This window comes from Oerskovia flava, from assembly GCF_026163685.1.
Lineage (GTDB): Bacteria > Actinomycetota > Actinomycetes > Actinomycetales > Cellulomonadaceae > Oerskovia_A > Oerskovia_A flava.
Genome location: NZ_JAOXSR010000010.1, coordinates 17,138 through 37,595 on the forward strand (window position 1 = coordinate 17,138; position 20,458 = coordinate 37,595).

Sequence of the window (20,458 nt, forward strand, 5' to 3'; positions counted from 1 at the left end):
TGACGTGGCCGGGCTCTGCGGTCCGGACTGCGGGCTGGTGCTCTGCGGCTCGGTCATGGGTGCGGTTCTCCTCGACGGTGCGGTGCTGGTGGGGGTGCTGGCGGGGGTGCTGGCGGCGGTGCGGGGACGGGCAGCATTCAGCCCGGGGACGCCGGGTGCGAGGCGACGTCGTGCAGCACGCCCGTGAGGATATCGAGACCTTCCTGCGCCTCGGCGGCCGTGACCACGCACGGAGGCACGACGTGGACCCGGTTCTCGGCGACGAACGGCAGCAGGCCGCGCTCGATACACAACCGCCGCACGCGCGCCATCTCCTCCGCCGGCAGCGGTGTCCGTGCGGCGGCGTCGGCGACGAGCTCGACCGCCCAGAACACCCCGGTCCCCCGCACCTCTCCCACGAGCGGGTTCGTCGCGGCGAGCGCGGCGAGCGCGGGGCCGATGACGTCGGCGCCCACGCGCGCGGCGTTCTCGACGACGCCCTCGGCAGCCATCGTGTCGAGCGTCGCCACGATCGCCGCCATGGCCAGGGGGTGGCCCGAGTACGTCAGCCCGCCGGGGAAGACGCGCTCGTCGAACGTCGCGGCGATCTCCGCCCGCACGAGCACTCCCCCGGCCGGCACGTACCCCGAGTTGACGCCCTTGGCGAAGGTCACGAGGTCGGGGACGACGTCGTGCTGGTCGAACGCGAACCACGAGCCGGTCCGGCCGAAGCCCGCCATCACCTCGTCGAGGACGAGGACGATCCCGTACCGGTCGGCGATCTCCCGCACCCCCGCGAGGTAACCGGGCGGCGGGACGAGCACCCCGGCAGTGCCGGGCACGGTCTCCAGGAGGATCGCCGCGATCGTCGCCGGCCCCTCGCACTGCACGACGCGCTCGAGGTGCGCCAGCGCCCGCTTGCACTCCTCGGCCGGGCTGGTGGCCCAGAACTCCGAGCGGTACAGGTACGGGCCGAACACGTGCACGTGCCCGCGGGCGTACTCGTTCGGCAGGCGCCGCCAGTCGCCGGTCGCGACCACCGCCGAGCCGGTGTTGCCGTGGTAGGACCGGTAGGCGGAGATCACCTTGTCGCGACCGGTGTGCAGCCGTGCCATCCGCAACGCGTTCTCGTTCGCCTCCGCGCCGGCGTTCGTGAAGAAGACCTTCGAGAACACCTCGGGCGCTCGGGCGAGGATGCGCTCGGCAGCCCGCGCGCGGGTCGCGTTGGCGGTCGAGGGCGCGATCGTCGTGAGGATCCCCGCCTGTTCCCGGATCGCGGCGACCACGGCGGGGTGCTGGTGGCCGATGTTCGTGTTGACGAGCTGGCTGGAGAAGTCGAGCCAGCTCGTCCCGGCGTGGTCCCACACCCGGCACCCCTGCGCGCCGGCGACGACGAACGACGGCAGGTGCGCCTGCGCCGACCACGAGTGCATGACCCGTGCGTGGTCGGCCGCGAGGACGGCGGCGTCGAGCGCCGCGCCGGTCGGCTCAGGGATGTCGGGCATGGTCGGTCCTTCCGTCGGGACGAGCGGTGGCGTCGGAGGTGGTCAGGCGCCGCCCTCGTTGAGGGTGACCTCGATCGGTGCGAAGTCCGTGCCGAGGACGTCGACGCCCTCGTCCTCGAGCTCGGCGATGGCCTGCTCGACGTAGTCGTTGCTGTAGGCGGTGGTAGGCGGCTCGGTCGTGATGATGGTGGCGCCCGTCTCGTTCGCGGTGCTCATGGCGATGTCGACGGTCTGCTCCCACTGGTCGGCGTTGATCGTGCCGATCCCGCTCGTCGACGGCCAGACGAGCTTGTTCACCTCGTTCGTCTGCCACAGCTGGTGGCTGGTGCCGAGCGTGGAGCCCGAGGCGGTGACGACGTCCGCGGCCTCCTGCGCGTTGTCGCGGGCGTACACCCATCCCTTGAGGGACGCCTTGACGAACCGCACGGTCGTCTCGGCGTACTCCTCGTCGTCGGCGAGGCGCGCCGCGTCGGCCCACACGGCGTCCTGCAGCATGGCGGTCCCGACGTCGTTCCAGTCGATGACCGTGAGGTCCTCGGGCTGGTACAGCTCACCCGTGTCCGGGTTCACCGTCTCGAGCACCTGCGCGTACTCGTTGTACGTCATGGCCTGCGCCGCGTCGATGTCGCCGGCGAGGAAGCCGTTCATGTCGAACGCCTGCTGGACGAGCGAGACGTCGCCCGTGGGGTCGACGCCGGCGGACTGCATGCCCGCGAACAGCTCCCACTCGTTGCCGTAGCCCCAGCTGCCGACGTTCTTCCCGGCCAGGTCCTCGGGTCCGTCGATGCCGGCGTCGGCGAACGCGATCTGCAGGGTGCCCGACCGCTCGAAGATCTGCGCGACGTTCGTCACCTCGGTGCCCTGCTCGATCGAGCCCAGGACCTTCGGGACCCAGGAGATCGCGTAGTCGGCCTCCCCCGCGGCGAGGACGTCGATCGGGACGGTGTCCGTCCCGGCCTCCTGGATCGTGACGTCCAGCCCTTCCTCCTCGTAGTACCCCTGGTCCAGGGCCGCGTAGTAGCCGGCGAACTGCGCCTGCGCCACCCACTGGAGCTGGAGCGTGACGGGCGTCAGGTCGCCGTCCGCGCCGTCTGTGCCGGTCGACGGGTCCTCGCTCCCGCACGCGCTGAGGACGAGCGCGGCGGTCGTGGCCAGCACCGCGACGGTCGCGGGGCGGGTGTGCCTCGTGTGCTTCATGGTCGGTTCCTCTCGGTGGTCGTGCCGGTGGTCGTGCCGATGATCTGCCGGTGGTGCGGTGGAGCGGTCTAGGGGCGGCGGCCCAGCACTCCGCGCTCGAGCGCGGACGTCGCGCAGTAGAAGACGAGACCGGTGAGGACGGACCCCACGACGTACGCCCAGGCGAGGGCGTAGCTGCTGGAGGACACCGCCGAGGTGATGGCCTTGCCCAGCCCGTCGACGGGCCCGCCGAAGTACTCGGCGACGAGCGCCGAGATCACCGCGAGCGAGGACGCCACGCGCAGCCCGGTGAAGAAGAAGGGCAGCGCCCCGGGCAGGGTCACCGCGACGACGGCCTGTCGGCGGGTCGCCGCGTAGACGTGCAGGAGGTCCCGGTGGACGGGTGCGACGGTCCGCAGCCCGCGCAGCGTGTTCACGTAGACCGGCACGAACGCGACGATCGCGGCCACGATGACGCGGGCCGTCTGCGCCCCGGCGCCGAACATCGTGTAGAGCACCGGGGCGAGGGCCACGATCGGCACGACGGCGGCGGCGGTGACGAGCGGCGCGCTCGCCTCGTCGATCAGGCGCGCACCCGAGGAGAGCGCCGCGCCGGCGACCGCGACCAGGACGCCGACGACCAGCCCGACGAACGCGTTGCGCGCGGTGGCCAGGCTCGCCGTCGCGATGAGGTCGGCGTGCTCGACGAGCTCCCCCGCGATGGCCGTGGGGCTGGGCACCACGAACGGCCGCAGCTCGAGGACCACGACGGCGGCCTGCCACGCGGCGAGCGCGAGCAGCCCGAGGAGGACCGGCGCGAGGAGGATCCGGGCGCGGTCGACGGACCTCATCGGGCGTCCGCTCCCCGACCCGCGCCCGTCGCAGCACCCGTGCTCGTCCCCGTGCCGGCGCCCGTGCCGTTGCCCGTGCCGTTGCCCGTGCCGTGCAACGACTCGCGCACGGCGCGGACGCGGTCGAAGAACGCCACGTCCTCGCGCAGGTCCTCGGACCGGTCCGCCGCGTCGCCGAGGGCGACGGAGACGATCTCCCGCACACGACCGGGGCGCGCGGACATCACGACGACGCGGTCCGAGAGGTACACGGCCTCGGGGATGGAGTGCGTCACGAAGACCACGGCGGCTCCCGTCTCGGCCCGCAGGCGCAGCAGCTCGGTCTGCATGTGCTCGCGCGTCATCTCGTCGAGAGCTCCGAAGGGCTCGTCCATGAGGAGCAGGCTCGGGCTCTCGGCCAGCGCGCGGGCGATCGCCACCCGCTGCTGCATCCCGCCCGAGAGCTGGTGCGGGTGGTGCTCCGCGAACTCCGCGAGACCGACCAGGTCGAGCAGCTCGCGCGCCCGGGCGCCGCGCGCCGCGCGGCCGGTCCCGTGCAGCTCGAGCGGGAGCTCGACGTTGGCCCGGACCGTCCGCCACGGCAGCAGGCCCGCCTGCTGGAAGGCGATGCCGTAGTCCTGGTTCTGACGCGCCGCGCGCGGGGTGCGCCCGAAGACCGTCAGCTCGCCCGCCGTCGGCTGGTCGAGGTCGGCGATCAGGCGCAGGAGCGTCGACTTGCCGCACCCGGACGGACCGATGAGGGCGACGAACTCCCCGGCGCGGACGGTCAGGTCGACTCCGGTGAGCGCGACGACCTCGCCGGAGCGCGAGTCGAACGTGCGGCTGACGCCGCGGGCCTCGACGGCCGGGGCCGCCGAGGCGCCCGGGCCGGTCGGTGGGTGGGTGGTGCTCATGAGACCTCCGAGACGCGGTAGCGGGCCAGGGCGAGGCCCACGAGGGCGCAGGCGCCGGCCGCGACGAGGCCGACGAGGACGGCGCCGGCGATGGGCGACCACTGCTTGGCGGGGTCGGCGCTCGCGCTCGCGCCGAACTCGACGATCATGCGGCCGACGCCGCCGCGCAGGCCGATGGAGACCTCGGCGACGACGGTGCCGACGACGGCGTTCGCGGCCGCCAGGCGCAGCGCGGGCAGCAGGTACGGCACGGCGGCGGGGGCCCGCAGCCGCCCGAAGGTGCGCCACCAGCCCACGCCGTAGGAGCGCATGAGGTCGAGGTGCACCGCGTCGGGCGACGAGAACCCGCGCAGCGCACCGACCGAGACCGGGAAGAACGCGAGGTAGGAGGCGATCACGGCGACCGACATCCAGTCCTGCCAGTCGAGCGCGCCGGTCTCCAGCTGCGACCCCCAGCGCCGCACGAGGGGTGCGAGGGCGATGAGCGGGACGGTCTGGCTGAGGACCACCCAGGGAAGGAGGGCCGAGGCGGCCGTGCGGAACCGTTGCATGACGGTCGCGACGAGCAGACCCACGACGACACCGACGACCCACCCGACGGCGGCCACGCCCAGCGTGAACGCCGAGGCCTGCAGGACGGCGAGCCACAGCGGCGGCGCACCGGTCGCCGAGCTCACCGGTTCGAACGCCCGCGCGACCATGTCCCACAGGTGCGGCATCGCGACGTCGTTCGCGCGGGGCAGCACCGTGACGTCGCCGACGACCACGCCGTCGTCGGGCGCGAGCAGCTTGTAGCCCTCCCACAGGAGGGCGAGCGCGAGCACCCCCGCGGCGCCCACGACGGCTCGTCTCATGCGCTCGCCACCACCGGGGCCCGCATCGCAGGGATGACCCGCTCGCCGTAGGTGCGCAGCGTGCCCTCCTTGTTGTCGTGCTGGAGGTAGGCGGCGAACTGGGTGACGCCGAGCTCGCGCAGCGCCTCGAGCTTGGCGACGTGCTCGCGCGGGGACCCGAGCACGCAGAACCGCTCGACGATCTCGTCGGGCACGAAGGCGGTGTGGGAGTTCCCGGCCCGGCCGTGCTCGTTGTAGTCGTAGCCCTCGCGGCCCGCGACGTAGTCGGTCAGCGCCTTGGGGATCGCGGAGTCCGAGCCGTAGCGCGCCACGATGTCCGCGACGTGGTTGCCGACCATGCCCCCGAACCAGCGGCACTGCTCGCGCATGTGCGCGCGCTCGGCCGGGGAGTCGCCGTCGCCCGTGTAGGCGGGCGCCGCCACGCAGAACGAGATGGCGTCCGGGTCCCTGCCGGCCTGCTCGGCGGAGTCCCGCACGGCCCGGATCATCCACGCGGCGATGTCCGGGTCGGCGAGCTGGAGGATGAACCCGTCCCCGACCTCGCCGGTCAGCGCGAGCGCCCGCGGACCGTACGCCGCGACCCACACCTCGAGGGCCGAGCCCACGCTCCACGGGAACTGCACCGTGCGGTCGTTGACCTCCACCGACCGGGAGTTCGCCAGCTCACGGATGACGTGCACCGCGTCGCGCAGCGTCGCGAGGTTCGACGGACGCCCGTTGAGGGTGCGCACCGCCGAGTCCCCCCGCCCGATCCCGCAGACCGTGCGGTTGCCGAACATCTCGTTGAGCGTCGCGAACAACGACGCGAGGACGGTCCAGTCGCGCGTGGCCGGGTTGGTCACCATCGGGCCCACGACGATCTTGCGGGTCGCCGCCAGCATGGCGGAGTAGACGACGAACGGCTCCTCCCACAGCAGGTGGGAGTCGAACGTCCAGGCGTAGTCGAAGCCGTGGTTCTCGGCCTGCCGGGCGAGGTCGACGACGCGGGAGGCGGGCGGGTCGGTCTGCAGGACGACGCCGAAGTCCATGGGTGCTCCTTGAGGCGGGCGGACGAGGTACCGGGGTCAGACGAGGTACTGGGTCAGGTCGCGCTTGACGTAGCGCCCGTGGCCGACCCTGCCGACGAACTCGCCGCCGGTGACGAGGACGGTCCCGCGCGAGAGCACCGTGTCGACGTGCCCGTCGATCTCGAAGCCCTCCCAGGCGGAGTAGTCCATGTTCATGTGGTGGGTCTTGCCGAGGCCGATGCTCGTGTGCCCGGCCGGGTCGTAGATCACGATGTCGGCGTCGGCCCCCGGGGCGACGACCCCCTTGCGGCCGTACATGCCGAACATCCGGGCGGGCGTGACGGAGCAGATCTCGACCCAGCGCTCGAGACTGATCCGACCGCTGACGACGCCCTGGTACATGAGGTCCATCCGGTGCTCGACGGACCCGATCCCGTTGGGGATCTTCGAGAAGTCCCCGACGCCCATCTCCTTCTGGTCCTTCATGCAGAAGGGGCAGTGGTCGGTCGAGACGAGCTGCAGGTCGTTGGTCCGCAGCGCCTGCCACATGTGGTCCTGGTGGCCCTCCGCCCGCGAGCGCAACGGCGTCGAGCACACCCACTTGGCGCCCTCGAACCCGGGCGCCCCGAGCTGCTCCTCGAGCGAGAGGTACAGGTACTGCGGGCACGTCTCGCCGAAGACGTTCTGCCCCCGGTCGCGGGCGAGCGCGATCTGCTCGACCGCCTGCTTGGCGGACACGTGCACGACGTACAGGGGCGCGCCCGTGAGGTCGGCGAGCATGATCGCCCGCGACGTCGCCTCGGCCTCGGCCTGCCACGGGCGGGTGAGCCCGTGGAAGACCGGCGCGGTGTTCCCGGCGGCGAGCGCCTGCTGGACGAGGACGTCGATGACGGCGCCGTTCTCCGCGTGCATCATCATCAGCGCGCCGTTGTCGGCCGCCTTCTGCATCGCCCGCAGGATCTGCCCGTCGTCGGAGAGGAAGACCCCCTTGTAGGCCATGAAGAGCTTGAAGCTGGTCACGCCCTCGGCGATGAGCTCGTCCATCGCGTGCAGGGAGGAGTCCTGCACGTCGGACAGGATCTGGTGGAAGCCGTAGTCGACGGCGCAGCTGCCCGCGGCCTTCTCGTGCCAGGCCGCGTACTGGTCGAGGACGTTCTGCTCGGGGTACTGCACGACGAAGTCGACGATCGTCGTCGTCCCGCCCCAGGCCGCGGCCGTCGTGCCGGTGGCGAAGGTGTCGGAGGCGGACGTGCCCCCGAACGGCATCTCCATGTGGGTGTGCGCGTCGACGCCACCCGGGACGACGTACTTGCCGGTCGCGTCGATGACCTGGTCGACGTGCGCGGCCAGGTCGACGCCGAGCGCGGTCGAGCCGGGCGCGAGGACCGCGGCCACCGTCTCGCCGTCGACGAGGACGTCGGCCGGCGCGCGGCCCGTGGCGTTGACGACGGTGCCGCCGCTGATGAGGGTCTTCACGGGGGACCTCCGGGAGGGTGGCGGGTCAGGGGGCGACGACGGGGCCGTAGGCGTCCGGGCGGCGGTCACGGAAGAACTGCCAGCGCTCGCGCACCTCACGGATCTGGCCGAGGTCGAGGTCCCGCAGGACGAGCTCGTCCTCGCTCGACGACGCGACCTCGCCGACGTGGTTGCCGTCGGGTCCCACCGCGTAGGAGCTGCCGTAGAAGCTCACGGCCTCGTCCCCGTACTCGTTGTCCTCGCGCCCGACACGGTTGTTCGCGACGACGAAGTAGCCGTTGGCCGCGGCGGCGGCGGGCTGCTCGATCTCCCACAGCCGGTTGGAGACGCCGGGCGCGGTGGCGTTGGGGTTGAAGACGATCTCGGCCCCGTTCAGGGCGAGCACGCGCCAGCCCTCGGGGAAGTGCCGGTCGTAGCAGATGTTGACCCCGATGCGCCCGACGGCGGTCTCGAAGACCGGGTACCCGAGGTTGCCGGGACGGAAGTAGAACTTCTCCCAGAACTTCGGCAGGTGCGGGATGTGGTGCTTGCGGTACTTGCCGAGGTAGGTGCCGTCCGCGTCCACGACCGCCGCCGTGTTGTAGAGCACCCCGGGCTGGTCCTCCTCGTAGACGGGCAGGACGAGCACGACCCCGAGCTCCTTGGCGAGCGCGGCGAAGCGCTCGACCGTCGGGCCGGGGACCGACTCGGCGTAGTCGTAGTAGGCGGTGTCCTGCGTGATGCCGAAGTACGGGCCGTAGAACAGCTCCTGGAACGCGACGACCTGTGCGCCGCGGGACGCGGCCTCGCGGGTCCAGCGCTCGTGGAGCGCGATCATCGACTCCTTGTCACCTGTCCAGCGTGCCTGGGTGAATGCAACGCGAACGACGCTCATGGGGCCTCCGGCGGATCTCGACGGGCAGGACCCGTCGGTGCGACTGACGACTGTGCCGGCTCGACCGCCGACGAATGTGACTCTGCTGCGTGAACATTTCTGCGGCGTAACCGGGGGTTTCGGTCTCGGGTCCGTGCGTGTCGGCGGCGTAAACACTCCGGGACGGGGCCCTGCGAGGGGGCACCATGAACCCCATGGAGCCCGTCGCAGCCACGTCCTCCCTCGCCTCGCAGGTGGTCGACCGCAGCCCGCGGGGCATCGCCGCGACCGTCGCGCGGCTGGTGCGGACCGGTGTCCTGGCGCCCGGCGACCGGTTGCCGACCGTGCGGGTGCTCGCGCACGAGCTCGGGGTGAGCCCGGCGACGGTGAGCGGCGCGTTCCAGGCGCTGTCCGCCGTCGGGCTGGTGGTCTCGCGCGGGCGGGCGGGGACGTACGTCCTCCCCGAGCCCTCGAGCTGGCTCCCGCCGCGCTACCGCTCGATGGCCCACCCGGCGCACGACGTTCCACGGCTCGACCTGTCCAGCGGCACGCCGGACCCCCAGCTCCTGCCGGTGCTGGGCCCCGCCCTCGCCCGGGCCGCGCAGCACGCGCCCGCGGCCCAGACGGGCAGCTACCTGGCGGCGCCGGTGCTCGACGCCCTCGAGGCCCTCCTGCGCGCGTCGTGGCCGTTCGCCCCGCAACGCGTCACCGTGGTCGACGGCGCGCTCGACGCGATGGGCCGCGCGCTCGACCAGGTGACGGGCTTCGGCGACCGGGTAGCGGTCGAGGACCCCGGGTTCCCGCCCGTGTTCGACCTCCTCGAGCAGATGGGTCTCGAGCGCGTCCCCGTCGAGCTCGACGAGCACGGCGTGCGGCCCACCGCGCTGGCCGCCGCCCTCGCCCAGGGGGTGCGCGCCGTCGTCCTGCAGCCGCGCGCGCACAACCCGACGGGCCGCAGCCTGTCCCCCACACGAGCACGCGAGCTCGCCGCGCTGCTGCGCCGGCACGGGCCCGGGGTGGTCGTGATCGAGGACGACCACTCGGGGGAGATCGCCTCCGCGCGGGACGTGAGCCTCGGGACGTACCTGCCCGACCGCGTCGTGCACGTGCGCTCGTACTCCAAGTCGCACGGGCCGGACCTGCGCATCGCTGCGGTCGGGGGTCCCGCGACCGTGCTCGACCCGATGGTCGCCCGCCGGATGCTCGGCCCCGGCTGGACGAGCCGGCTCCTGCAGCGGGTGCTCGCCGACCTGCTCACCGACTCCGCCGCGATCGCCGCCGTCGCGCACGCCCGCCGCCTGTACTTCGCGCGGCAGCGCACCCTCGTCGAGGCCCTCGCCGCCCACGGCGTGCAGGTGCGCGCCGGTGACGGGGTGAACCTGTGGCTGCCGGTGCACGACGAGCGCACCGCCCTGGTCCGCCTGGAGGCGGCCGGCATCCGCGTCGCCCCCGGCGCACCGTTCCGGGCGCGGCGCACGGACAGCGCCGGGCACGTGCGGGTCACGGTCGGCCTGCTGCGCGACGACGCCGAGACCGTCGCCCGGGCGCTCGCCCTCGCGTCGGTCGCCTGAGATGCACCCCGCCGGTCGGCGGCGGGCTCAGCCCACGCGCACCTCGACCGCGTGCCAGCCCGACGCCCCGTCGGGTGCGGGCGCGGCGACCTCGGAGGTCTGGACGGTGCCCTCGGCATCCGTCGCGCGGACGGTCAGCCGGTGCGTCCCCGGCGCCGCGTCCCAGCGGTAGAGCCACTGCCGCCACGTGTCGGCCGAGACGGTCTCGGCGAGCTCGGCCTGCGCCCAGTCACCGTCGTCGACGCGGACCTCGACACCCGCGACCCCGGTGTGCTGCGCCCACGCGACGCCGGCGACCACCACCTGCCCCGCCTGCACGTCGGTCCGAGGGGTGTCGATGCGGGACGCGAGCTTGATCGGCCCCCGCTCCGACCACCCGCGGGTCGACCAGTACGCGACGTCGTCGGCGAAGCGCGTGACCTTGAGCTCGGTGACCCACTTCGTGGCCGAGACGTACCCGTAGAGGCCCGGGACCACCAGGCGCGCCGGGAAGCCGTGCGCCAACGGCAGCGGCTCGCCGTTCATCCCCACGGCCAGCAGGCACTGGCGGTCGGGGTCGGTGAGCACCTCGAGCGGGGTGCTCGCGGTCCAGCCGTCGGCGCTCGTCGAGAGCACCATGTCGGCGCCCTCGCGCACGCCCGCACGCGCCAGGAGCTCACGCACCGGGTATCCCAGCCACAGGGCGTTGCCCACGAGGTCGCCCCCGACCGCGTTCGACACGCACGTCAGGGTCACGTGGTACTCCACCAGCGGCAGGTCCAGCAGCTCGTCGAACGTGATCTCGAGCGGCTGGTCCACCATCCCGGTGATCTGCAACGTCCAGGTCTCGGGGTCGACCTGCGGCACCCGCAGCGCGGTGTCGATGCGGTAGAACTCGCCGTTCGGGGTGACGTACGGCGCCAGGCCCGGCACCCCGGTCTCCGCCCCCGCCGGCACCGCCGGCGCGGGGCTCGCGGCCCGGGGCAGGCGCAGCAGGTCGCGGGCGGACGTCGCCGCCCGCGCGCCCGCCGAGACCATCCGGGCGCCGGCGGCCACCAGCACGGCGGCGGCCGCCGACACCCCCGTCAGGGCCAGGAACCGGCGCCGGTCGACGAGCTCGCGCTCGCGCGCGGCGTCCAGGGGTGACTCCGCGGGTGCCGACGCCGGGAACCCCGTCGCTTCCACCCGCTCCCTCGCGCGCGCCTCGTCCCGCCACGCCCGCAGCCGCAGCACGACGAGGCGCAGGACCAGCGCCGCCACGACGACGCCGACGACGGTCGGCAGCGCCCACACCGGGCTCGCGCCGGGCCGGGTCGCGGCGACCAGCGCACCGACGGCGCCCACACCGAGCAGGAGCAGCGCGCCCGCCGGCGGCCGGCGCAGCTGGAGGGCACCGGCCAGGGCGGCACCCAGCGCGAGGACGACGACCATCGTGCCGAGGAGGACGGCCTTGTCCGCGGTGCCGAAGGTCGCGATCGCCCAGTCCTTGAGCCAGCCGGGAACCTGGTCGACGACGCCGGCCCCCGCCGCGAACAGCGGGCTGGCCGCCGGGGCGACGAGCGCGGCGACGACCTCGGCGACCGCGAACCCCACGAGCGCGGCCACGACGCCGGCACCGGCCGCCCACCCCGTGAAGGTGCGGCCGACGGTGCCCTGCCGGGCCGCGGTCCGGTCGGTCTGCGGCACCGGGCCGGGGTCCGCCGTCGGGCGGGGACTGTCGCTCATGCCCCTAGCGTGCGCCGTCGGCGCGTGGTTTGTCGCGTCCGGTACCGGACCGAGACGTGCCGGTCCGCGGGCCGCAGCCGGGGTGCCGCTACGGCGCGACGATCGGCCCGTAGGCGTCCGGGCGCCGGTCGCGGTAGAACTGCCAGCGCTCGCGGACCTCACGGATCTGCTCGAGGTCGACGTCGCGGACGATGAACCCGGGCTCCGACCCGCTCGCCATGTCGCCGACGAGGTTGCCGTCGGGTCCGACGACGTACGAGCTGCCGTAGAAGGTCACGGCCTCGTCCCCGTACTCGTTGTCCTCGCGCCCCACTCGGTTGTTCGCCGCGACGAAGTACCCGTTGGCGGCGGCCGCGGCGGGCTGCTCGATCTCCCACAGCCGGTTGGAGATCCCGGGCGCGGTCGCGTTGGGGTTGAAGACGATCTCGGCGCCGTTGAGCCCCAGCGTCCGCCAGCCCTCGGGGAAGTGCCGGTCGTAGCAGATGTTCACCCCGACCCTCCCGATCGCGGTGTCCCACACCGGCCAGCCGAGGTTGCCCGGACGGAAGTAGAACTTCTCCCAGAACTTCGGCAGGTGCGGCAGGTGGTGCTTGCGGTACTTGCCGAGGTACGTGCCGTCGGCGTCGACCACGGCGGCCGTGTTGTAGAGGATCCCGGGCGACTCCTCCTCGTACACCGGGAGCACCAGCACCACGCCGAGCTCGCGGGCGAGCGCGGCGAACCGTTCGACGGTCGGGCCGGGGACCGGCTCCGCGTAGGCGTAGTAGGCCGGGTCCTGCGTGATCCCGAAGTACGGCCCGTAGAACAGCTCCTGGAACGCGACGACCTGCGCGCCGTCGGCCGCGGCCTCACGGGTCCAGCGCTCGTGGAGCGCGATCATCGACTCCTTGTCACCCGTCCACGTCGCCTGGGTGATCGCCACTCGCACCATCGCACGTCCTCCTCCTCGAGTCCCGCCTGCTGCGCCCGGCAGCCCCACGTCCTGCTGCGCACTGCCACCATCTCGCGGATGCTCCCGCGCAGCACCCCGGGAGCCGAGGTCGGACGCTGCCGACGCCACGACCCAGGGATCGTGCTCAGAAGCCGCGCAGCTTCTCCGGGGCGATCCGCAGGATCACGGAGTACTCCTCGTGGAACTGCGCGGGGGTCATCCCGATGCCGCGCATGGGTTCGGAGTACTTGGCGTCGTAGGCGTCCCGCTCGGCCTCCGTCAGGCCGGCGTCGTCGATGGCGGCCGCACCCACGAGGACGATCACGTCGTCGCCCGTGCGGGTGCTGTTGAGATGCAGCGCCACGCGCGGGTTCGCCCGCACGTTGCGGAGCTTGGCCGTGGCGGGCTGGCTCGCGACGACCAGCCCGTCACCCGTCCGAACGAACCACACCGGGGTGGGCTGCGGGGTGCCGTGAGGATCCACGGTGACGAGCCAGGCGACCGGCTCCTCCGCAAGACGCCCCGCCGCCCGCGCACCGAGGTCGGTCGAGGTGTCGATGACGCTCACGCCGCACCCTCCGCCCTGGTGCCGCCCGACGACCGCGCCGGTGCTCCCGGACCGAGTCGCGGCCATTCGATGGCCGGGCACCGGTCCACGACCATGTCGGCGCCTGCCGCCCGGACCCGTGCGGCAGCGTCCGCGTCGATCACGCCGAGCTGGAACCACACCGCCTTCGCACCGACCGCGAGCGCCTCGTCCGCGACAGCCCCGGCGAGCTCGGAGCGGACGAAGACGTCGACGACGTCGACCGGGAACGGCACGTCCGCGAGCGATGCGTACCCCTGCTCGCCGTGCACCGTCTCGGCCCTCGGGTGCACGGGCACGATCCGCTTGCCCTGCTGCTGCAGGAGGCGCGCGACGCCGTAGGCCGCACGGGAGGTGTTGTTCGACAGCCCGACGACCGCCCAGGTCGTCGAGCCGTCGAGCACCCGCCGGATCGTCTCGTCGGAGGTGAGCGGCTGTGCGTCCGTGCCCGGTGTCGGGAGCGTGTCGTAGCTCATACCGGGCGCAACCTGACAGGCGACCCGCGTATTCCGCCGGGTCAGGGGGCGAGGGCGATCGCGAACGCGGCTGCCGCGAACGTGCAGACGACGGTCCGCACGTGGTTCCAGGGGAGCCACCGCGCGAGGAAGGCCGGCCAGAACGTGGCGAGCGCCGCCGTCGGCCCCTCCTCCTGAGCGGTCCCGGTCTGCGTGACGCCCCGCGCAGCGACCTCGAGGCGGTCGTTGAGCGGGACGTTCGCCGCGCCGGTCACGAGCACGGCACCGAGGAGGTAGGACGCTGCGCCGACCACCGTCCACACCGCGCCCGGTCGCCCGCTCGCCAGGGCGACGACGGCGCTGGCGATGCTCACGAGGGCCGTCCCGCCGAGCAGCAGCATGAGGGGTGGACGCATCGCCGTGCGGTTGATCATGGCCATGGTCCACGCACCGTGCGTGGGCCCGGCCGCGCGCAGCCCCGCACCGACGAACGTCGAGAAGGCGAAGAGCACGCCTGCGCTCAGCCCCGACCCGACGCACGCCACGAGGACCAGCCACCCGTCGGCGTCGACGGCGCTCACCCTCGCTCACCCGCCCAGGCCGCGGCCTCGCGCCGCGCGAACTCGCCGAAGGCGCGCGGCGCGCGACCGAGCGCCTGCCGCACGCCGTCGGTCACGTGGGCGCCGCGCCCGTCGAGCACCTCGGTGAACAGGTACCGCATGAGGTCCACGACGTCGTCCGGGAGCCCGTCGGCACGCAGCCCGGCGGAGAACTCGTCGAGGGTGATCGGCACGAACGTCACCTCGCGGCCGCTCGCGGCCCCGATCTCGGCGACGACCTCGGTGAAGGTGAGCAGGTGCGGGCCCGTCAGCTCGTAGACCTGTCCGGCGTGGCCGTCGTCCGTGAGGGCGGCGACCGCGACGTCGGCGATGTCCTCCACGTCGACGAACGGCTCGGTGACGTCGCCCACGGGGAGCGCCAGGACGCCGTCGAGCACGGGGCCGAGGAGGAAGCTCTCGCTGAAGTTCTGGGCGAAGAACGCGCACCGCACGACCGTGCGCTCCGGGAAGACGACGGCGACGCTCGCCTCGGCACGCTGCGCCTCCGTCTCGCCGCGCCCCGAGAGCAGGACGAGCCGGCGCACGCCCGCCTCGCGCGCCGCCGCGGCGAACCGGGTGACGGTCTCAGGAGCGCCGGGGATCGCGAGGTCGGGTGCGTACGCGACGTACGCCGCGACCGCGCCGTCGAGCGCGGGAGCCCAGGTGGACTCGTCGTCCCAGTCGAAGGGCGTCGATCCCGGGCCTGAGACCGAGCGCGAGGCGCGCCGCACGGGGACGCCGAGCGCGTCGAGGCGGTCCGCGACACGGCGTCCCGTCTTGCCCGTCGCGCCGAGGACGAGGACGGTGCCACCGCCCGGGGACGGCGAGGGGGCGACGGTCGTGCCGGTCGTGGGCTGCGAGGTCGGGGTCTGCGAGGTCATCGTCTCTGAGGTCATGGGAGTCTCCTGTCGGGGGGCCGCAGCAGGTGGTCCGGTGCGGCGGTCGTGCGGACACCGTCAGTCAACTGGCAGATCGCGAGACGATCCATGGTCAAGACGCTCGACCGCATGCGTGATCGTCTCGACTGCACCGCGGGCCGGCGCTACCGTGGAGCCATGGACGCCGTCGCCGGGCTGCTCGACGGCCCCCGGGCGCGGGGGGCTTTCCTCCTGCGCAGCCACCTGAGCCCGCCGTGGGGCCTGCGGATCGAGGACGAGGCCCCGCTGACGATCGTGCCGGTCCTGCGCGGCTCGGGCTGGGTCGGTCCGGCAGACGGCGCGCCGGGCCGCGACGCCGACCTGGGGGTGCACGTGGAGCAGGGCGACGTGATCCTCTTCCGTGGCCCCGACCACTACGTCGTCGCCGACTCCCCCACCACGGCGCCCCAGGTCGTCATCGGGCCGACCGAAGTCTGCCGCCCCGTCGACGGCGGGGCCTCGCCGATGACGGTGCTGGGCGTGCGGTCGTGGGGCAACGACCCCGACGGCGAGACCGTCATCATCACCGGGACGTACCCCCTCGACGGCGAGGTCGGGGGCCGCATCCTACGGGTGCTGCCCCAGCGCGTCGTCCTCCGGCGCGGCGAGGTCGACGCGACCCTCGTCGAGATGCTCGCGCGCGAGGTCGTGCAGGACCTGCCGGGCCAGGAGGCGGTCCTCGACCGGCTGCTCGACCTCCTGCTCATCTCGTGCCTGCGCACCTGGCTCGCCCGACCCGACGCACCGGGCTGGTACCGCGCGGACGCCGACCCCGTCGTCGGCGCGGCGCTGCGCCTCATCCACCACGACCCGGCGCGGGCCTGGACCGTCGAGCTGCTGGCCCGCGAGACCGGGCTCTCGCGCGCCGCGTTCGCCCGACGGTTCACCGAGCTCGTCGGCGAACCGCCCATGGCGTACCTCACGGGGTGGCGGCTCGACCTCGCGGCGGACCTGCTGCTCGAGGACGGCGCGACCGTCGGCTCCGTCGCGCGCGCCGTCGGCTACGGGACCCCGTTCGCGCTCAGCGCGGCGTTCAAGCGTGTGCGCGGCGTGAGCCCGGCCGCCCACCGCGAGCGTGCCGGTGCGGCCTGACCTCAGCGCTCGACGGGCACGAGCTCGACGTCGAGCAGCAGGTCGGCGTCGACCGTCGCCGTGAGGTACGTGCCCACCGGCTGACGCCGCCGGTCGCTGGGCGAGCCGGGGTTGAGCAGGCGCATCCCGCCCGGCGAGACCGTGTCCCACGGGATGTGGCTGTGGCCGAAGACCAGCAGGTCCGTGCCCGGGTACGCCGCGTCTGCCCGCCGCTCGCGCCCGTCCTTGCCACCCGTCTCGTGCACGACGACGACCCGCAGGTCCTCGATCGTCGTGCGGGCGACCTCGGGCAGCCTGCCGTGCAGATCGGGGCCGTCGTTGTTCCCCGCCACGCCGACGAGGCGCGCGGCACGCGCCTCGAGAGCATCGAGGAGGTCGACCGTGACCCAGTCGCCGGCGTGCACGACGACGTCCGCGTCGTCGACCGCCCGCCACACCTGCTCGGGCAGCGCTCTGGCGCGGGCAGGCACGTGCGTGTCGCTGAGCAGCAGGATCCGGGTCGTCACCTCGTCACGATAGGCGCAGCCGTCGCGCGGCGACGGGTGGTGCGGGCGAGGATGGGGTGCATGCCGATCCCCCGCTGGGTAGCCCGGACCAACCGGCACGTGCTCAACCCGCTCCTGCGCCGCGCGTTCGGCCGGGTCCCTCCCCTGGCGGTGATCCACCACGTCGGTCGGCGCAGCGGGCGACCGCGCGCCACACCGGTGTTCGCCTTCCGCGCCCCGACGCCACCGCGCTCCCTCGGCGAGGTGCGGTCGCTCGAGGTGCGGGTCGTCGTCGCGCTCACGTACGGCACGGACGTCGACTGGCTGCACAACGTCGAGACCGCCGGGAGCTTCGAGCTCGAGCGTCGCGGCCGCCGGTACGTCGTCGACGACCTCCGGCGTGTCACCGGCGACGCCGGCGCACGCCTCGTCCCGGTGGTCGTGCGCGGCGCGCTGCGGGTGCTGCGGGTCGACGAGTTCCTCGTGGGCCGCGTCCGACCCCTGGGCTGATCCCTGCCCGCTCGCCTGACGTCGCGGCTCCCCTGACGTCGGAGCGGACGCCTGCGATGATGGGCCCATGGCACACGACCTGTGGCTCACCGGCGACCCGGAGGCCGACCAGCTGCTGTCCACCGACGCGTTCGCCCTGCTCGTCGGGATGCTCCTCGACCAGCAGGTGCAGATGGAGGTCGCGTTCGCCGGCCCCGCCAAGATCGCGGACCGGATGGACGGGTGGGACGTGCGGCGCATCGCCGACGCCGACCCGGACGAGTTCACCGCCATGGCCTCCACCCCGCCCTCCATCCACCGCTACCCCGGTTCCATGGCCGGGCGGGTGCAGGCCGTCGCACGGACCGTCGTCGAGGACTACGACGGCGACGTCACCCGGCTCTGGACCGACCCCGGTCCCGACGGCGAGGCCCCCGACGGCGCGCTCGTGCTCAAGCGGCTCAAGGCGCTGCCCGGCTTCGGTGACCAGAAGGCGCGGATCTTCCTCGCCCTGCTCGGCAAGCAGTACGGCGTCGAACCGGCGGGATGGAAAGAGGCGGCCGGGGCGTACGGCGAGGACGGCTCGCACCGGTCCATCGCGGACGTGACCGACCAGGCCTCGCTCGACGAGGTCCGGGCCACGAAGAAGGCCGCCAAGGCGGCGGCGAGGGCCGCGCGCTCCACGTAGGCTCGCCCGATGAGCACGACGCGAGAGTCCGACGAGACCACCACGACCCAGGAACGGCCCGAGCACAGCCAGGGCGGCACCTACTCGGTCCCTGGCAAGGAGTTCGAGCGCGACACCCGGTACATCACGGCCCGGGTCACGGCGGACGGCCGCGACGGCTACCCCGTCGAGGCGGGTCGCTACCGGCTCGTCGCGGCGCGCGCGTGCCCGTGGGCGAACCGGGCGATCATCGTCCGGCGCCTGCTCGGGCTCGAGGACGCGCTCTCGATGGGGCTCGCCGGGCCCGTCCACGACGAACGGTCCTGGACCTTCGACCTCGACCCCGACGGGCGCGACCCGGTCCTGGGGATCGAGCGCCTGCAGGACGCGTACTTCCGTCGTGACCCCGAGTACCCGCGTGGCATCACCGTTCCCGCGATCGTCGACGTCACCACGGGCGCCGTCGTCACCAACGACTTCGCCCAGATGACCCTCGACCTGTCGACCGAGTGGCAGCCGTTCCATCGCGACGGCGCACCCGACCTGCTCCCCGCCGCGCACCGCGACGAGCTGGACGACGTGATGCAGCACGTGTTCACCGAGGTCAACAACGGTGTCTACCGCTGCGGGTTCGCCGGCTCCCAGTCCGCCTACGACAGCGCGTACCAGCGGCTGTGGGCCGCGCTCGACGAGCTCGAGGAGCGGCTCGGCCGGCAGCGGTACCTCGTGGGCGAGACCATCACCGAGGCCGACGTGCGGCTGTTCACCACGCTCGTGCGCTTCGACGCCGTCTACCACGGGCACTTCAAGACCAACCGGAACAAGCTCAGCGAGATGCCCGCGCTGTGGGGCTACGCGCGGGACCTGTTCCAGACCCCCGGGTTCGGCGACACCGTGGACGTCGAGCAGATCAAGCAGCACTACTACGTGGTGCACCGGGACATCAACCCGTCGGGGATCGTGCCCGCCGGCCCGGCCCTCGACGGCTGGCTCACGCCCCACGGGCGCGAGGAGCTGGGCGGACGGCCCTTCGGCGACGGCACACCCCCGGGTCCGGTGCCGGACGGCGAGCGGGTCGCACCCGGCCACTCGCCGCTCGCCCGGGTCGACGACTGACGACGTCCGTCGCGCGGCGCCGCGGGAACGGGTCCGACGAGGGCTAAGGTCGGCGCGTGACCTCGGAACCGGGCGCGTCGGCGCCGCCGCCCACGACCCTCGCCCCGGCGACACGGACCGTGCTGACGCTCGCCGCGGCGGTCGTCCTGCTCGCCGGGCTGCACGCAGCGAACGAGATCGTCGCGCCGATGCTGCTCGCCGCCGTGATCGTCATCATCTGCCACCCCGTGCGGTTCCCGCTGGAGGCGCGGGGCTGGCCGCGCTGGGCCGCGACGACCGTGGTCGTGGTGGTCGCGTACCTCATCCTCGCGGCACTCCTGGCGATGCTCGTCTTCGCGGGGTTCCAGTTCGCCGACCTCGTCCGCGAGTACCTCCCGCAGCTGCGGTCCTCGGTGCTCGACGGGGTCGACGCGCTCTCCGCCCTGGGCATCGACACCGACCTCGCCGCCACGGCGACGGCGTGGCTCGAGCCGTCCCGCGTGCTCGCGCTCGCCGGCGACATCAGCGGCACCGTCCTCGGCATCGCGACGGCCCTGTTCTTCGTCCTCGCCTACGCGATCTTCATGGCCGCCGATGCCGCACGGTACTCGACGGCGTCCCGCGTCTTCGGTTCCTCGCGCGCGGACGAGATCGGCCGGGCGACCCGGTTCAGCAGCGGCGTGCGGCGCTACTTCGTCGTCAACGCGTCGTTCGGCGCGGTCGTCGCGGTCATCGACGGGATCGCGCTGGCGATGCTCGGCGTCCCCGCTCCTGTCGTGTGGGCGATCCTCGCCTTCGTGACGAACTTCGTGCCGAACATCGGCTTCGTGCTCGGACTCGTCCCACCCGCCATCATGGCGTTCGTCGTCGGCGGGTGGCCGCTCGCGCTCGCCGTCGTGGCGATCTACTGCCTGGTCAACGTGGTGCTCCAGGTGCTCGTGCAACCCAAGTTCGTCGCGGACGCGGTGAACCTCAGCCTCACCCTGAGCTTCGTGTCCGTCGTGTTCTGGACGTTCGTCATCGGTCCGCTGGGCGCGATCCTCGCGATCCCCCTCACGCTGCTCGTACGTGCGGTGCTGGTCGAGGGCGACCCGCGTGCGACCTGGCTGCGCTGGCTCTCCGGGGACGCGGTGCCTCCGGCAGCCCGTCCCGCCGCTTCCTCGGGAGACCCGCACGTCGCGGAGCCCGACACAGACGGCGAGAACGTCGGCACGACGAGGGCTGGCGCCGTCGACCGCGCGGACGGCGCCACGCCGGATCCCTGACCCCCGAT

At 73.4% G+C, this 20,458-nt stretch carries 21 protein-coding genes; 6 read left to right on the plus strand and 15 right to left on the minus strand.

Annotated elements, in window-relative coordinates:
- Nucleotides 1–137 precede the first annotated feature (137 nt).
- The 8 genes from OHL10_RS15140 to OHL10_RS15175 all read right to left on the minus strand — a co-directional run bounded on the left by OHL10_RS15140 (nt 138) and on the right by OHL10_RS15175 (nt 8,615).
- Complete coding sequence (locus tag OHL10_RS15140) at nt 138–1,484, minus strand: aspartate aminotransferase family protein (protein ID WP_265523065.1); 1,347 nt, start codon at nt 1,482–1,484, stop codon at nt 138–140.
- Nucleotides 1,485–1,526: 42 nt separating this feature from the next.
- The gene (locus OHL10_RS15145; protein WP_265523066.1) at nt 1,527–2,681 is read right to left on the minus strand and encodes an ABC transporter substrate-binding protein; all 1,155 of its coding nucleotides are present in this window, start codon (nt 2,679–2,681) and stop codon (nt 1,527–1,529) included.
- Between the two features lie 68 nt (nt 2,682–2,749).
- The gene (locus OHL10_RS15150) at nt 2,750–3,511 is read right to left on the minus strand and encodes an ABC transporter permease (protein WP_265523067.1); all 762 of its coding nucleotides are present in this window, start codon (nt 3,509–3,511) and stop codon (nt 2,750–2,752) included.
- Complete coding sequence (locus tag OHL10_RS15155) at nt 3,508–4,404, minus strand: ABC transporter ATP-binding protein (RefSeq protein WP_265523068.1); 897 nt, start codon at nt 4,402–4,404, stop codon at nt 3,508–3,510. Before OHL10_RS15155 ends, OHL10_RS15150 begins: the two co-directional genes overlap by 4 nt.
- The gene (locus tag OHL10_RS15160; protein WP_265523069.1) at nt 4,401–5,258 is read right to left on the minus strand and encodes an ABC transporter permease; all 858 of its coding nucleotides are present in this window, start codon (nt 5,256–5,258) and stop codon (nt 4,401–4,403) included. Before OHL10_RS15160 ends, OHL10_RS15155 begins: the two co-directional genes overlap by 4 nt.
- Entirely contained in the window at nt 5,255–6,286 is a 1,032-nt protein-coding gene (locus OHL10_RS15165; protein ID WP_265523070.1) for a TIGR03842 family LLM class F420-dependent oxidoreductase, read from the minus strand. The genes OHL10_RS15160 and OHL10_RS15165 overlap by 4 nt, the downstream gene beginning before the upstream one ends.
- 36 nt (nt 6,287–6,322) lie before the next feature.
- Nucleotides 6,323–7,741: a dihydropyrimidinase gene (gene hydA / locus OHL10_RS15170; protein WP_265523071.1), complete on the minus strand. Its 1,419-nt coding sequence runs from the start codon at nt 7,739–7,741 to the stop codon at nt 6,323–6,325.
- A gap of 25 nt (nt 7,742–7,766) precedes the next feature.
- Nucleotides 7,767–8,615, minus strand: coding sequence for a nitrilase-related carbon-nitrogen hydrolase (locus OHL10_RS15175; protein WP_265523072.1), 849 nt, complete (start codon nt 8,613–8,615; stop codon nt 7,767–7,769).
- Between the two features lie 194 nt (nt 8,616–8,809).
- On the opposite strand from OHL10_RS15175, the gene OHL10_RS15180 reads away from it, so the two are divergent.
- Complete coding sequence (locus OHL10_RS15180; protein WP_265523073.1) at nt 8,810–10,165, plus strand: aminotransferase-like domain-containing protein; 1,356 nt, start codon at nt 8,810–8,812, stop codon at nt 10,163–10,165.
- A 27-nt stretch (nt 10,166–10,192) separates the two neighbouring features.
- On the opposite strand, the gene OHL10_RS15185 is transcribed toward OHL10_RS15180, so the two are convergent.
- The 6 genes from OHL10_RS15185 to OHL10_RS15210 form a co-directional block, all read right to left on the minus strand.
- Nucleotides 10,193–11,869, minus strand: coding sequence for a molybdopterin-dependent oxidoreductase (locus OHL10_RS15185; RefSeq protein WP_265523074.1), 1,677 nt, complete (start codon nt 11,867–11,869; stop codon nt 10,193–10,195).
- An 88-nt stretch (nt 11,870–11,957) separates the two neighbouring features.
- On the minus strand, nt 11,958–12,800 hold the full coding sequence (locus OHL10_RS15190) for a nitrilase-related carbon-nitrogen hydrolase (protein ID WP_265523075.1): 843 nt from the start codon (nt 12,798–12,800) through the stop codon (nt 11,958–11,960).
- Nucleotides 12,801–12,945: 145 nt separating this feature from the next.
- A complete protein-coding gene (locus OHL10_RS15195) occupies nt 12,946–13,368 on the minus strand; it encodes a TIGR03667 family PPOX class F420-dependent oxidoreductase (RefSeq protein ID WP_265523076.1) in 423 nt (140 codons plus the stop codon).
- Nucleotides 13,365–13,862 (minus strand): CoA-binding protein, encoded by a 498-nt coding sequence (locus OHL10_RS15200; RefSeq protein WP_265523077.1) that lies wholly within the window; start codon nt 13,860–13,862, stop codon nt 13,365–13,367. Before OHL10_RS15200 ends, OHL10_RS15195 begins: the two co-directional genes overlap by 4 nt.
- Nucleotides 13,863–13,903: 41 nt before the next feature.
- Nucleotides 13,904–14,422, minus strand: a complete 519-nt coding sequence (locus OHL10_RS15205) for an anthrone oxygenase family protein (protein WP_265523078.1) — start codon at nt 14,420–14,422, stop codon at nt 13,904–13,906.
- On the minus strand, nt 14,419–15,336 hold the full coding sequence (locus tag OHL10_RS15210; RefSeq protein WP_265523079.1) for an NmrA family NAD(P)-binding protein: 918 nt from the start codon (nt 15,334–15,336) through the stop codon (nt 14,419–14,421). The genes OHL10_RS15205 and OHL10_RS15210 overlap by 4 nt, the downstream gene beginning before the upstream one ends.
- 159 nt (nt 15,337–15,495) lie before the next feature.
- On the opposite strand from OHL10_RS15210, the gene OHL10_RS15215 reads away from it, so the two are divergent.
- Nucleotides 15,496–16,449, plus strand: a complete 954-nt coding sequence (locus OHL10_RS15215; RefSeq protein WP_265523080.1) for an AraC family transcriptional regulator — start codon at nt 15,496–15,498, stop codon at nt 16,447–16,449.
- Between the two features lie 2 nt (nt 16,450–16,451).
- On the opposite strand, the gene OHL10_RS15220 is transcribed toward OHL10_RS15215, so the two are convergent.
- On the minus strand, nt 16,452–16,955 hold the full coding sequence (locus tag OHL10_RS15220) for a metallophosphoesterase family protein (protein WP_265523081.1): 504 nt from the start codon (nt 16,953–16,955) through the stop codon (nt 16,452–16,454).
- Between the two features lie 60 nt (nt 16,956–17,015).
- Between OHL10_RS15220 and OHL10_RS15225 the strand changes: the two genes are divergently transcribed.
- From OHL10_RS15225 to OHL10_RS15240, 4 genes are all read left to right on the plus strand, one after another.
- Nucleotides 17,016–17,444, plus strand: a complete 429-nt coding sequence (locus tag OHL10_RS15225; RefSeq protein WP_265523082.1) for a nitroreductase family deazaflavin-dependent oxidoreductase — start codon at nt 17,016–17,018, stop codon at nt 17,442–17,444.
- 67 nt (nt 17,445–17,511) lie between these two features.
- Nucleotides 17,512–18,111 (plus strand): HhH-GPD-type base excision DNA repair protein, encoded by a 600-nt coding sequence (locus OHL10_RS15230; protein ID WP_265523083.1) that lies wholly within the window; start codon nt 17,512–17,514, stop codon nt 18,109–18,111.
- Nucleotides 18,112–18,120: 9 nt separating this feature from the next.
- Entirely contained in the window at nt 18,121–19,206 is a 1,086-nt protein-coding gene (locus OHL10_RS15235; protein WP_265523084.1) for a glutathione S-transferase family protein, read from the plus strand.
- A gap of 56 nt (nt 19,207–19,262) precedes the next feature.
- Entirely contained in the window at nt 19,263–20,450 is a 1,188-nt protein-coding gene (locus OHL10_RS15240; protein WP_265523085.1) for an AI-2E family transporter, read from the plus strand.
- Nucleotides 20,451–20,458 lie beyond the last annotated feature (8 nt).